Origin of the sequence: Parafrankia sp. Ea1.12 (assembly GCF_900465275.1) — a bacterium.
Taxonomy (GTDB): Bacteria; Actinomycetota; Actinomycetes; order Frankiales; family Frankiaceae; genus Parafrankia; species Parafrankia soli.
In genome coordinates this window covers 1-12,766 of the sequence record NZ_UBIZ01000128.1, presented here as the reverse complement: position 1 = coordinate 12,766, position 12,766 = coordinate 1, and the positions used below count along the sequence as shown (strand labels likewise).

13 protein-coding genes and 2 pseudogenes are annotated in these 12,766 nt (G+C 68.8%); 9 read left to right on the top strand and 6 right to left on the bottom strand.

Annotation, left to right across the window (positions count from 1 at the left end; genetic code table 11):
- Window positions 1-23: 23 nt before the first annotated feature.
- Together FMEAI12_RS03065 and FMEAI12_RS03060 are read left to right on the top strand one after the other, a co-directional pair.
- Window positions 24-281, top strand: a complete 258-nt coding sequence (locus FMEAI12_RS03065) for a hypothetical protein (protein ID WP_165938640.1) — start codon at window positions 24-26, stop codon at window positions 279-281.
- On the top strand, window positions 278-658 hold the full coding sequence (locus tag FMEAI12_RS03060) for a hypothetical protein (RefSeq protein ID WP_200835171.1): 381 nt from the start codon (window positions 278-280) through the stop codon (window positions 656-658). The genes FMEAI12_RS03065 and FMEAI12_RS03060 overlap by 4 nt, the downstream gene beginning before the upstream one ends.
- Before the next feature lie 396 nt (window positions 659-1,054).
- Here FMEAI12_RS03060 and FMEAI12_RS03055 read toward each other — a convergent pair whose 3' ends face one another.
- From FMEAI12_RS03055 to FMEAI12_RS37680, 3 genes are all read right to left on the bottom strand, one after another.
- Window positions 1,055-1,654 (bottom strand): hypothetical protein, encoded by a 600-nt coding sequence (locus FMEAI12_RS03055; RefSeq protein ID WP_146776624.1) that lies wholly within the window; start codon window positions 1,652-1,654, stop codon window positions 1,055-1,057.
- Window positions 1,655-1,933: 279 nt separating this feature from the next.
- Window positions 1,934-2,185 carry a hypothetical protein gene (locus tag FMEAI12_RS03050; protein WP_146776623.1) on the bottom strand — a complete coding sequence of 84 codons (252 nt, stop codon included), beginning with the start codon at window positions 2,183-2,185 and terminating at the stop codon, window positions 1,934-1,936.
- 183 nt (window positions 2,186-2,368) lie between these two features.
- Window positions 2,369-2,467, bottom strand: a complete 99-nt coding sequence (locus FMEAI12_RS37680; RefSeq protein WP_235013637.1) for a helix-turn-helix domain-containing protein — start codon at window positions 2,465-2,467, stop codon at window positions 2,369-2,371.
- 121 nt (window positions 2,468-2,588) lie between these two features.
- On the opposite strand from FMEAI12_RS37680, the gene FMEAI12_RS03045 reads away from it, so the two are divergent.
- Together FMEAI12_RS03045 and FMEAI12_RS03040 are read left to right on the top strand one after the other, a co-directional pair.
- Entirely contained in the window at window positions 2,589-3,758 is a 1,170-nt protein-coding gene (locus FMEAI12_RS03045) for a DUF3500 domain-containing protein (protein WP_235013636.1), read from the top strand.
- A gap of 30 nt (window positions 3,759-3,788) precedes the next feature.
- Window positions 3,789-5,297 carry a HupE/UreJ family protein gene (locus tag FMEAI12_RS03040; protein ID WP_235013635.1) on the top strand — a complete coding sequence of 503 codons (1,509 nt, stop codon included), beginning with the start codon at window positions 3,789-3,791 and terminating at the stop codon, window positions 5,295-5,297.
- Window positions 5,298-5,479: 182 nt separating this feature from the next.
- Here FMEAI12_RS03040 and FMEAI12_RS03035 read toward each other — a convergent pair whose 3' ends face one another.
- Window positions 5,480-6,049, bottom strand: coding sequence for a recombinase family protein (locus FMEAI12_RS03035; RefSeq protein ID WP_112104899.1), 570 nt, complete (start codon window positions 6,047-6,049; stop codon window positions 5,480-5,482).
- 190 nt (window positions 6,050-6,239) lie between these two features.
- Here FMEAI12_RS03035 and FMEAI12_RS39675 point away from each other — a divergent pair.
- The 4 genes and pseudogenes from FMEAI12_RS39675 to FMEAI12_RS03015 all read left to right on the top strand — a co-directional run.
- Window positions 6,240-6,439, top strand: a pseudogene (locus FMEAI12_RS39675) (SDR family NAD(P)-dependent oxidoreductase); the annotation flags it as partial.
- Window positions 6,440-6,932: 493 nt separating this feature from the next.
- Window positions 6,933-7,325: a hypothetical protein gene (locus tag FMEAI12_RS03025; RefSeq protein WP_112104898.1), complete on the top strand. Its 393-nt coding sequence runs from the start codon at window positions 6,933-6,935 to the stop codon at window positions 7,323-7,325.
- A gap of 341 nt (window positions 7,326-7,666) precedes the next feature.
- Window positions 7,667-8,338 (top strand): bifunctional 2-polyprenyl-6-hydroxyphenol methylase/3-demethylubiquinol 3-O-methyltransferase UbiG, encoded by a 672-nt coding sequence (locus FMEAI12_RS03020; RefSeq protein ID WP_112104897.1) that lies wholly within the window; start codon window positions 7,667-7,669, stop codon window positions 8,336-8,338.
- A 357-nt stretch (window positions 8,339-8,695) separates the two neighbouring features.
- Window positions 8,696-9,532 (top strand): metallophosphoesterase, encoded by an 837-nt coding sequence (locus FMEAI12_RS03015; RefSeq protein WP_112104896.1) that lies wholly within the window; start codon window positions 8,696-8,698, stop codon window positions 9,530-9,532.
- A 301-nt stretch (window positions 9,533-9,833) separates the two neighbouring features.
- On the opposite strand, the pseudogene FMEAI12_RS39670 reads toward FMEAI12_RS03015, so the two are convergent.
- Window positions 9,834-10,073 (bottom strand): annotated as a pseudogene (locus tag FMEAI12_RS39670) (hypothetical protein); the annotation flags it as partial.
- A gap of 52 nt (window positions 10,074-10,125) precedes the next feature.
- Between FMEAI12_RS39670 and FMEAI12_RS03005 the strand changes: the two are divergent.
- Window positions 10,126-11,793, top strand: a complete 1,668-nt coding sequence (locus FMEAI12_RS03005) for an ISAzo13 family transposase (protein ID WP_112104894.1) — start codon at window positions 10,126-10,128, stop codon at window positions 11,791-11,793.
- A gap of 605 nt (window positions 11,794-12,398) precedes the next feature.
- Here the strand turns inward: FMEAI12_RS03005 and FMEAI12_RS03000 are convergent.
- On the bottom strand, window positions 12,399-12,766 hold a 368-nt coding region (locus FMEAI12_RS03000), incomplete at its 5' end, for a hypothetical protein (RefSeq protein WP_146776622.1).

The window sequence follows — 12,766 nt, the reverse complement described above, 5'->3', positions numbered from 1 at the left end:
GAGTGGACTGGGAGGGGGCCGTGGTGGCGGATGCGAATGTGCGGATTCCGGCGGAGGCTCGGGATCGGTTGGCGGAGGTGGCGGCGGCGGAGGGGTTGTCGTTGCGGGCGTATCTGGCGCGGTTGGCGAGCACGGTGTTGACGCCGGCGGAGCGCGCTGAGCGCGCTGAGCGGGCCCGTGCGGTGTTGCGGGAGTGGAGTGGCTACGACCCGACGGAGGAGGAGGCCGCGCAGGCCGACGCCGAGCTGGATCGTCGGCTGGCGCGGGCGTTGGGGCGGTGAGTGAGGCGTTGCGTGTGGTGCTGGATGAGACGGCGATGGTCTCGGCCGGCTACGGCAATGTGCTGGCATCCCGGCTGATCCAGCGTGCTCACACCGTGCCGGGCCACTTCCTGTACGCCCCGGCGTGTGCGCTGGTGGAGGCGGATCGCGCCCGGCCGGGGACCGCCGAGCACATTGCCGCGCTGCCGGCGGTGACCATCGTGGAGCTGGACCTGGCGGCCGCGCTCGCGGTGGCACGCGATACCGGCTGGGCGCCGGCGCACGTCCGCTATGCGGCCGAGCCCACTCCGGAGCGTCCGGAGGGTGCGGTGATCGCGACGGCGGCGCCGGACCGGTGGGCGGGCCAGCCAGTGCGCCTGCTGGACCTCAGCCCGTGAGCTGGTCCGGCGTCTTCACGACGCCGGACCAGCTTGGCGCGCAGGATCGAAAACGCGCGTTTTCGTCTTCCTGGAGGGGCACAAGCCGGTTCTCGTGCTGTTTGCGTGACGTGATGTCCCGCTACGTTGCCGAAGCGCCCTCATGTGGCGTGTTGTGCACGAATAGCTGGCGGCTGTTGGGGTCTTGCTCGCGGTGCGTGCTGGCCGGATCCTGCCCGGTATCCCGGCGCGGCCCCGTCGATTAGGCGGGGCCGCGGGGTGGCGACCAGGCTATGCGCCGCGGTTCCGGCCCTCACGTGATGATCGATTACTCTGGTGGCCAGTGTCGAAGTGAGCGCTTCCCGGGTGCTGGGGGTCCGGAGCTGTTGACCGACGGGCCTCTCGTTCTCGGCAGCGTTACTGCAGGTCCGGCAGCAGTTTTTGCATGAGCTCGGCCAGTTCTGCAGTGGTCGGCGGTGCAACGGGTGCGGTGGTGGGGACAAGCGGTCTGATCTCGCTGAACTTGTCGGCGGTTACCCAGACGCACACCGACGCAAGATAACCGCTTGCGTCAGGTGACTGTGTGCACACACTTCGCAGTCCTGCTCCGAGGTCAACGTCGAGGGGCGGGCCCTGCTGGCCGGGCCGGCTGCGCGCCGCTGCGAGCAGGGTGTCCGGGTCGGTGAGCGCGCCGCGGACGAGGAGGATGTCGCCGTTGGGCAGGTCGATACCGGGCTGGTGGTAGACCGCGAACGTGATGCTGCTGAGCGCGACCACGTCGGCCGGCAGTTGCTCCCGCGCCTGCGCCAACAGGTCGGGAATCTTGGCTTCGGTGTCTCGACTGCGGGTCAGCCCGCCAGCCGTATCCGGCGCGGCGGCGTCCGGCGGGATTGCCAGAGTGGCTGGCACGTCCCCAGGCGCCTGTCCACTCTTGACGTCACTCCTGATCTTGACGCTGCAGGCCGCCAGCATGACCAGGACTCCCAGAACGACTGCGGTGTTACGAATCCCGCGCATGGCCAGATCTCTCCCTCACGCCCGAGGTGTCGGGCCGCAGCTACTTCACCACTCAGCGTCCCCCAGGGTGCTGTCGGTCTGCAGGCAAAACACCACACACCGGCAGCACCCGATGGGGACCGACCTATCCCAGCCTGCACACGGACACGATCCCCGAACGGCCGTACCTTCCTGCCGGTGACGCGAGTCGGCCAACGCGCGGCGACCCGGCGTCGTCTGCCTGGCACCGTCCCGCACCTCGACGTGATCTTGTCGAAAAATGATCCCTTCCCGGCAAGATCAGAATGGTGGTTCGTCGCCGTAGCCACCCGCGGGCGCGGCCCAGGGATCGATCACCGGAGCTGGAGCTGGTGGCGTCGGCTCCTCATCTCGCGCGTCGTTCCACCGCTGGTTGAGGACGGTGAGGTAACTGGGTCCCTGCCCGAGATCCTCGGGCCACCGACCGCCTTCGAGGTCGCGGCCGGACAGCTTGGCCGGCGCCACCGCGATGGCGTAGACGGCTGGCCACCGGGGGACTGTGAGGCCCCTCAACGTGCGGCGAGTCGTCTCCGTGCTGGCGGTGCCGCTGCCCTTGAGGTCCAGTTCATCCCGCGCTTTGACAACGGCATCGTGGATCTCTCGCAGCGCGGGACGGAGACCGGGACAAACCGTGGGAGGCTCCTCGCGCTCGTGATCAGCGTCCGGTATCGCTGCGACCGCGAGCGGCCCGGGTGGCTACTGGGCTGGGGCGGTCGTGCGGGCGAGGTGGCGGTAGACGGTGGGGCGGGTGACGCTGAACTCGTCGGTGATCTGCTGGACGGGAGCCCGCGACATCACCACATCAGGCCTACAGGAGAAGCACAGCGGGCTCACAGGTAGGACTCGCAGTGTTCGGGTGCTGGGGTGACCAGCCTGGTGGGCGTCGGACCCGCCTTGACACGGAACGGACGGATCCATGACCAAGCTTCGTCGCAGCATCGTCGCGCCGATCGCGGCCGCAGCGCTGCTCTCCACGGTCGCCGCTTGCGGCAGCGACTCCAGCACCGACGCCTCCTCGTCTTCGACCGCTGGCTCCTCGGGCCCGCCGAGCGGATTCCCTGGCGGTGGGGGCCCGGGCGGTGGTCTGCAGACCTTCACGGCCGTCGACCTCGACACCGACGGCGAGAACGGCTCCGATGCGAACACCACCGACGTTGTGACCGCCGCCACCGCGTTCCTCGCGACTTTGGACTCGGACACCGCTGCGAAGGTCAGCTACGACTTCACCGACAACGAGTCCCGACAGACCTGGTCCAACTTCCCGGCCCAGCAGGTGCCTCGCAAGGGCGTCGCGCTTTCCGACCTCGACGACGACGCCAAGGCCGCCGCGATGGCCCTGGTGAAGACGATGCTGAGCGCGGAGGGCTACGCCCAGGTGCAGGCGATCCAGGAGGCCGACGACTGGCTCCACGAGAACAGCGCCTCCGGGACCGACAGCTTCGGTTCCGACACCGACTACTACATCGCGATCTACGGCACGCCCTCGGCCAGCGACTCGTTCATGGTCCAGTTCGGCGGCCACCATCTGGCCCGCAACTACACCTACAAGGGCACCACGGCCAGCATCACACCGGACTTCACCGGTACCGAGCCGAAGTCCTTCACGATCGGCAGCACCGACGTGGAGCCCATGAAGGAGAAGGCCGGAACCCTGTTCGACGTCTTCGACTCCCTCAGCGAGGAGCAGGAATCCCAGGCCGAGCTGTCCGACACCATCGACGACATCCTGATGGGCCCAGGCGTGGACAGTGGGGAGTTCCCCGAGACCCAGGGCGTGGCCGTCAGCGACCTGTCCACGGACCAGCAGCAGCTCGTCCTCGACGCGATCGGCGCCTGGGTCGACGACGCCGCCCCTGGCGTCGCCGCCTCGCTGATGGAGACCTACAAGTCCCAGCTCGACCAGACCTACGTCGCGTTCGCCAACAGCGACACCATCGACGGCGAGAGCACCTACCTGCGCATCGACGGACCCCGCGTGTGGATCGAGCTCGTCAACACCCGCAGCCAAAGCACCCCGAACGTTCACTACCACGGGGTCTACCGCGACAAGAACGACGACTACGGCAGCACCAACCCCAGCGCGTGATCGGCCGCCACGGAGACGGAGCAAGCACCCGTGCTGACCGGCATGCGACGCGCCCTGGGTCTCCTCGCCGGCACCGTGACCGTCGTTCTCGCGCTCGCGCCGCAGGCCTCGGCGCACCCGCTCAGCACCTCCGCGGTGCGACTGGACGTCGGCGAGCGCAGCGTCACCGCCACCGTCGACCTGCCCCTGGACCAGCTCAGCATCGCGATGAACGAAGAACTCACCGCGGCCGACGTGCTCGACGACGCGACGGTGACCGCGCTGCGCGCCTACGTGCAGGACGACATATCGGCGACGGACTCGACCGGCCAGACGTGGACGACCCACGTCATCGGCGGGCGGGTCGAGTCGATCGACGGTGCTGACAACCTCGTCCTCGACGCCACCCTGACGCCGAGCTCGGGCAGGGTGGGGGATTTCGTTCTCCACTACGACGCCGTCATGGACAAGCTCGTCTCGCACCGGGTGTTCGTCTCGGCTCGTTACGGGAGCACGGGCTCGTACACCACCTTGGCGATGCTGTCGTGGCAGACCCAGTCGGTTCCTGTGGCCGCCCTGTCGTCGTCGACCACAGGCCCGGCGTCCGAGAGCCGGGGATTCGTGTCCGCGGTCCACCTCGGTGTCGACCACATCAGCGAGGGCAGCGACCACCTGCTGTTCCTGGTCATGCTGCTGCTGCCCGCCCCCCTGGCCGCCACCGGGCGTCGGTGGGCGCGCCGCCAGGATCTCGGGCGCGCGGGCTGGCGCGTCCTGCACGTCGTCACGGCATTCGCCGTCGGTCACTCCATCACCTTGGCGCTCGGCGCGATGGGCTGGATACACCTGCCCACCCGGCTCGTCGAGAGCGGAATCGCCCTATCCGTCCTGGTCTCGGCCATCCACGCCCTCCGCCCCCTGGTACGCCGCGGCGAGGTACTGATCGCCGGCATGTTCGGCCTGCTGCACGGGTTGGCGTTCGCCGCGCTCCTGGGCGAGTTCGACCTCAGCCGTAGGAGTCTGCTCACGACGCTACTCGGGTTCAACCTCGGCATCGAGATCACCCAGCTGGTCGTCGTAGCGCTGGTGATGCCGTCACTGATCGTGATCAGCGGCACCGTCGTCTACCCGGCACTGCGGACCGCGGTCGCGTCGCTTGGGGCAGTGCTCGCGACAACCTGGTTCGCCGAACGGACCGGCCTGACGTCAGGAAACCCGCTCGAACCGGTCGGCGAGCTCCTCGTCGAGCATCCTGCCGCCCTGGCAGCCGGGCTCGCCGCCGTCGCGGTCCTCTGCGCGCTGGCCCGACGGACCGGACACCTGACCGGGATCCCCCGGCACGGTGTCCCGGAACAAGCCGAAGCTGGGCGTGAAGACGGTCGCCGCCGACCGCACGACAGGAGCACCGGCACCGGGCGAACCGTGGGCGGTCCGAGGGGCGTCTCGCCGGTAAACACACCTGCACCCCGACTACCGCCGGCTCACGCTGCGCACCCGGCTACAGGACCGGCCGCTGACCGGAGTCGACCAGACGACGACGCGGCGACCAACGCCGCGTCGTGACCAGGCGACCGCCTGAGAATCACTCGCGCGGCGGCGGGTCGCAGTAGCCCATGCCGACCGTCATCGTCAGCCGCACTCGCGGGACCGGGTCGTTGTCCTCGGCCCCGGGGCTCGGGTCCGTGTCACCAAGTACCAAGTAGATCCCGACGCGCGTACCCTACCCCCCTACAGGCCGACCTGACTCAGCCGGTGACGCCGGCGACGGCTGTGGTCCGTAGGTAGCTGTAGACGGTTTCGCGGCTGATGCCGAACTCGCGGGCGAGGTCGGTTTTGCGTTCACCGGCGGCGGCGCGTTCACGGAGCTGGTTGGCCTGTTCGGGGGTGAGGGCGGGTGTGCGGCCGGTGTAGACGCCGCGCTGCTTGGCGGCGGTGATGCCTTCGCGTTGGCGTTCGAGGATGAGGGCGCGTTCGAACTCGGCGAACGCGCCCATGACGGAGAGCAGCAGGGTGGCCACGGGGGAGTCTTCGCCGGTGAAGGTGAGGTTCTCCTTGACGAACTCGACCCGTACGCCCTTGCCGGTCAGGGTCCGCACAACGCGGCGCAGATCGTCGAGGTTGCGCGCCAAGCGGTCCATGGAGTGCACGAGCACGGTGTCGCCGTCGCGGACGAACGCCAGCATCTCCTCGAGTTTCGGTCGGGCGGTGTCCTTCCCTGATGCCCGGTCGGTGAACACCCGGTCGACGTCGACCCCGTCGAGCTGGCGCACGGTGTTCTGGTCGACGCTGCTGACCCTGATGTAGCCGACCCGCATCCGCCCCGGCCCCTTCCGCACCCCGAACTGTCAGGCTGAACTCTAAGAACCGAGCAGACACACGTCAAGAAACCTCGCCGAGGACTCTAATCTGACGCTTCTCGTGCGGGTCGTGTCACTGTCCGAACTCGTCTGCACGCCGGGGTCCCAGGGGGAACGAGGTGCCAGATGTGCCGCGTCCCAGGATGCATTCGGTCGCCTCGACGCCGTGTTCGCGAACGCTGGCGTGTTCACCCCCACCTCGTTCCTGCACGCCACCGGCTCCCCGAGCAGTGGCGCGAGATGGTGCTCACCAACGTCTACGGCACCGCTCTCGTCGCCCGCGCCACCCTGCCCACCCTCGCGTGCTCCCGGGGACACCTGGTCCTCACCGGATCGGTCGCCGGCCGCGTCACCGGTGCGGAACACACGGGAGCATCGGCACCATGGCCGATCCCGCTCCCCTGACCGACGACGACCTGGCGGAGGTCCCCGGCCAGTACGGCTGTGGCGACGCCATCGTCCTCGGCGTGAACCACGTCCCCGGCCGGGTCGACATCTGCCGTGCGTGCGCGCCGCCGCCGGGTGTGACCGAGGGTGAGGGAAGGAGCCGTCGAGGGCTTCACTTTCCGGCTCGTCAATATCTGCTGACCAGCATCGGCGCGCGGCGCGACTTTCACGAGTCCCGGTTACCTCACCCCGCCGCTTTACATTCCGTTACCGGCCCTCGAGTGCCGTGGGGCCGTTCCCGTACGCCGGTCAACCCGATACGGAGAACTTCCTTCGATGTCTGGCACCATCGTGCTACCCTTCCCCCTGGAAGGAACAAGGGCGCGAAACAAAAGATCCATAATTATCGTACGAACGTCGTTCCGTTCACATTCCCACACTGCGCGGAGGAACCGTGAAGACGGTCAATGTTCTCGTTGTCGTCGACGTCGAGGGTGCGCTCGCCGGCTCGCTGGGCGACAATGTCTACCTCGTCGACACGAACAAGCACTTCGGCTCCAGCGGCGAGGGCCAGGAGGGGCTGAGCACCGCCTGTCGTGACGGGCAGCTCGTCGCCTGGAACGTCGTGCCCGTGTCGCCGTCGAACGACGTGCAGATCGCCGAGTTCACCGGCCAGATCATCAACAACGGCACCTGTGTGCCGAAGCTGGTCAGCACGCCGGACGGCGACTACTGGGAGGGCCGGGTCGAGGCCCGCGGAACGACCGGTTACCAGCAGTACTCGCTGGTTCTCGCGATGGACGGCACCCGCGCCACCTTCGACCCGTGGCTCCTTATCAAGGAGTAGGAACCCGGTTTTGTCGACCGGTGAACACATGGTTTCAGCCCCGGTGTTCCGTTCTGCGTAACCGCCGGTGTGGCCTGGTCGCAGAAATGCCCTCGATCCGCCGGGCAGGAGCCTTCTCGCCCGGCGGATCGAGCGGCCCGTTTCAAAATGATTGTTGGCGGCGTTGTCGATGTCCGAAGACATCTGCGCCGGTGTCCGGACCCGCGTGCACGGTGGGCCGCGCCGTCCTCGTAGTCGAGCTCAAGCCTCAGTCCGTCTCCTCCCGCGTCCACTGGCTTGCCGCCCGATCGCCTCGGCGATCAGGCTCTGTACTCCAGCCCCCAGGAGATGGATAAGAGACCATGCCTGCCGTTCCAGTCCCACGTGTGGAAAGCGGCGATGACCGTGACCCCGCCGCAGCGACGAGGACCAGTTACAACCGCATCGCCCGGGACTATGCAGTCCGCACCGCAGAGGTCTCGGATGAGTTGGCCGCGTGGAGATCAGGTTTCCTCGACCTGCTACCGGCCGCGGCGTTGATCGCGGATCTCGGTTGCGGGCCAGGCCGTGACCTCGCGGTCTTCACCCACGCCGGGATGGCCGCGGTCGGCGTCGACCTGTCCGAGCAGATGCTACGGCTGGCGCAGGCCGCCGGTGGCCGTGCGGCCGCCGGCGACATCCGCCGCCCGCCTCTGAAACCGGCGGCCTTTCACGGCCTGTGGTCCAACGCCGCACTGCTGCATGTCCCACGCCCCGAGGTCGCCAGCACGCTGCGCGCCTGGCGATCGCTGCTGCGCAACGGTGGGGTGCTGAGTCTGTCCACGTCCCTCGGTGGCAGCGAGGGCTGGGAAGCCGCTCCCTACCGGGACGACTATCCACCGTCGGTCCCGCTCCGACGCTGGTTCGTGCACCACGACCGTGACGACCTGCTGAACATCATCGAACAGGCCGGCTTTGCGCTTCTCGCCGTGCAGGAGGAGCAGCGGCGCATGACCTGGTTGCAGGTGAGGGCCGCCGCCACCTGGATTCAGTGAGACGGTCCGATCCTCCTGTCGATGTCCGAACTCGTCTGTGCTGGGTGGTGCGGTGACGGCGGCATGTCCATCTGGGGTACCCCAACCAGACACCACCCGGGCGACACCCACAAGATCGAACTAGGTTTCGGTCTGCCACGCCCGCAACGCAGCAACCGCCGCCACGGTGTCCGGGTGCTCCTCCCCGAGCAGCCGCGCGGAGTCGGTGACCCCCGCTCCCCGTGGCTACTCGCGTCGGTGGTTCCCCTCGCGGCTGCGCGTGGCCTTGGCGGGCCAAGCTCGTCGGCGCGTCGCCGGCCGGCATCACGCCTACCCCAATCCAGTGTTCTGCGGGCGAGCTTCAAGGAAGATCGGGCCATGGTTCGAATCGCAGCTGTCGGAGATCTGCATGCTAGGCCCGGGGCTGCGGCCCGACTGCGGCCGGTGTATCGGCGCGCGGTCGAGGTGGCCGACCTCCTTCTTCTCGCCGGCGACCTCACCCAGGACGGCGGGACCGATTCCGCCGCGGAGGTGTGCGATCTGTTCGGTGGGCTGGATCTGCCAGTGATCGCCGTTCTCGGCAATCACGACTACGATCGCGGCGAAGAAACGGCGTTTGCCGAGATGTTGACCGATGCCGGCGTGACCGTGCTGGAGGGGACCGCAACGGTCGTCGACACTGCTGGGGGACAGGTTGGGATTGCCGGCGTCAAGGGATTCGGTGGAGGTTTCGCCGGCTACACGGTCGCCAAGCATTGTGAAGAGGAGATGAAGGCGTTCGCTCGCCACGCCGCGACGACCGCGCAGGCATTGCGGCACGCGCTGGGGCAGCTTGACGTTGACCTGCAGGTGGCGCTCACGCATTACGCGCCGACCCGCGACACCCTTGTGGGTGAGCCGTTGGAGCTATACCCGTTCCTGGGCAGCCACCTGCTCGGCGCGGCGATCGACGGCGAACCCATGTCCTGGGCGGAACGCAAGACAGAAGACCTCCATACGACCGGTACGCCGAACGACGAGATGGGCGGCGGCCCACCGCACAATCTGGTCCCAGACGAGCGGCGACAGGTGAGGCTGGCCTTGCACGGCCACGCGCACTACGGGACCGAAGTCGGCGTAACGCCCGCCGGCACAGAGGTCCGTAACGTGGCCGCGCCGGTCATCGGCGCCCCATTCGCCGTGTACCAGCTTCCCGAAGTGGTCCGTATCGGGTGATGCACGACGACCGGTGCGCGCGAGCTGATGGAAGCCCGCCCTGAACGCCCTCGCGATCACCTTCGAGGGCCGCCTGACCCCGACCACCACCAACTGACCCATCATTGGCACACCCCACCGGCCAGCACTCCGACTCGCCGGATAGCCACCCAGCGTGTCCCCGCCCGGCGAGCGGGGACACGCAAACACCCAGACCGGTACGCCGCTGCCACCATCGAACAGCGATCGTCGTCCGAAAACCATCCCGATACTGTCGGAATGACATGAGGTTTCGGGACTACTTTTCGGGACGGTTTTCGGCCTACTCGGGCCCCTCGGCGTCTTGATCGTCGCCCGTCCCGGAACTGACCGTTTCCGGGACGGACACTGGTCGCTGATCTTCACGCCATGGAAGGTCTTTTCCGGACCCTTCTGCCCTCCCCCGCCAGCGGGCGAGGTTGTTGAGGGCGTCGGGGTGGTCGGGGCCGAGTACCCGCACCACGTCGGTCAGCAGCGTCTCGAAGGCGGCCGCGGCACCGGCCGCATCCCCTGCCTCCCCCCTGGGAGCTGCCGGAAAATAACTCCGGTGTTTGATCTACGTGGTTGATCGTGGGATGGTCCGGCGCGTGGAGCGGATCAACGAGGTGGTGCTCGCGGAGAAGTTCGCGGTGCTGTTGCCGCATCTGGACGAGCGGCAACGCCGGCTGGTGCTGGGAGCGGACGCACGGGCGTTCGGGCATGGCGGGATCCGTCTGGTGGCCCGGGCGGCCGGGGTGTCGCAGGACACGGTCTCGCGTGGCGTGGCCGAGCTGGAGTCCGGCGCCGTCCCGACGGGCCGGGTGCGCGCGCCGGGCGCGGGCCGCAAAGCGCTGCGGGAGAAGGACCCGGAGCTGGTGGCGGCGCTGCTGGCACTGGTCGAGCCCGACCAGCGGGGGGATCCGGAGTCACCGTTGCGGTGGACGGTGAAGTCCACCCGCCGGCTCGCCGAGCAGCTGACCGCCGGCGGGCATCCGGTCGGCGCGGACACGGTCGGCGCGTTGCTGCGCGCGCAGGGGTTCAGCCTGCAGGGCACTTCACGCACGACCGAGGGCGCCCGGCACCCTGACCGCGACGGCCAGTTCCGCTACATCAACGAGCGAGTCAAGGAGTTCACCGCGGCCGGGCAGCCGGTCGTCAGCGTCGACACGAAGAAGAAGGAAGTCCTCGGCGACTACGCCGTCGCCGGCCGGGAATGGCACCGCGCCGGGCAGCCGGTGCGGGTCCGCGCCCATGACTTCCCCGAGAAGAACGCCCAGAAGGCGGTGCCCTACGGCGTCTACGACCTCACCGCCGACACCGGCTGGGTGTCGGTCGGCTGCGACGGGGACACCGCCGCGTTCGCGGTCGCGACCCTGCGCCGCTGGTGGGACGGCGAAGGGCGCCACCGCTACCCGACCGCGACCCGGCTACTGATCACCGCGGACGCCGGCGGTGCCAACGGCTACCGAGTCCGCGCGTGGAAGAAGGAACTGGCCGACCTCGCCCGCACAGCCGGCCTTCAGATCACCGTGTGCCACTTCCCGCCGGGCACCTCGAAATGGAACAAGATCGAACACCGGCTGTTCTCCCGGATCAGCACGAACTGGCGCGGCCGTCCCCTGACCAGCCACGAGGTCGTGGTCAACACGATCGGCGCGACGACGACCCGCACCGGGCTGACCGTCCACGCCGAACTCGACCCCGGCGCCTACCCAACCGGTCTCACCGTGCCCGACGAGGTCATGGACGCCTTGGCGCTGACCGCCCATGACTGGCACGGCCAGTGGAACTACACCCTCGTCCCGGCGCCACCCCGCACCGTCTCGACGCCGGCGTCCCGGTACGTCGAGACCGGCCAGCCCGACGACCGGGCCCCGGACTGGCTGCACCATCCGACCATCACCGGTATGGACCCGGGCGAGTTCACCGCCCTGCTCGCCGCCGCCGAGCAGTACATCCTCGACCACCCGCCGATCAGCCTGCACCACAAACGCGCACGTCACCGCGTCCTGCGGCGCGGGCCCCTGTCGCTGTCCGACCGGCTGCTCGTCACCCTGATCCACCATCGTTGGAAGACCCAGCAGCAGGCCCTCACCCGCCTGCTGGGTTCACCACGCGGCGCTGTCGGCGACGCGATCCACGAGATGACCCCGGTCCTGGACGGCCTCGACCGGCGGATCCAACCCGCACCGATCACCGCGCCCACCGTCCAGGACCTCACCAGCCTGATCGATCCAAGCAACATCAAAAACGGAAGTTATTAATCGGCGACTCCCAGCCGGTCGGGGCCGGAGAGTCGCGCAGTCGCTGCGTACCGCATCAGAACGCTCGATACAGGGGCGACCGGGAGCCACCATCGCGATCATTCGCCGGATACTCGCCCCCGAGCAGCCGCTCCCGTCCAGTGACCGCCCTCTCCTCAATGGTGATCACGTCGGCGGTCCGCCTCGGGGCCATCGCCGCACAGATCCCGTGGTTTCAGCTGACCGTGTCACTCGACGCGGGAGGACTGACCCCGGACGGAGGATCACCGCGGGCGTCGCCCCGGTCAGGATGGGCCCGTGCCGAGGGTGTGCCGCTGGTGCGTGGAGGAGATCCTGCTCCCGATCGTGGGCCGCCCACGCCTACTGCTCCTGGACCTGCCAGGACACCGACCCGGCCAGCGGCATCGACAACGCGGTGCGGCCGATGTGCTGCCAGCACCCCCGCACCCCGCAGCAGCCGCACCCGCACGCGCTGCGGCCACCCAGCCCGGTAAGACGCTCCCCGGGGGCTGGCCGGGGGTCTGGGGCCTGGGATGCGCAAGCAGTTACCGGGCACCAGAGAGCGCGGTCGGGGCGTGTCCCCCGCGGGTGATCCCTGCCAGCGGCTACCAGGCCGGCCCGTCAGCGATCTCCCCGTGCACGTCAAACCCGAACCGGTGCAGCCGATCATCCCCCGCCGCGGCCAGCATCCTGGCCAACCGGTAGGCGGCGTACCCGTCGCCGGCGTTGGCGCGAGCGCGCAGCTCGTCACGATCCCCCGCCACGGCCAGCAGCTCAGCCAACTGGTAGGCAGCCTCCGGGTCGCCCGCGTCGGCGCGGGAGCGTAGGAGGGGAATGACGATGGTGTAGAGCCGCCGGTCGAGGGCGCCGGTAGTGATGGCATGGAGGTCGTCGGGGTGGACGGTCAGCCCGGTGCGGGTCGTCGTCGCGCCGATCGTGTTGACCACGACCTCGTGGCTGGTCAGGGGACGGC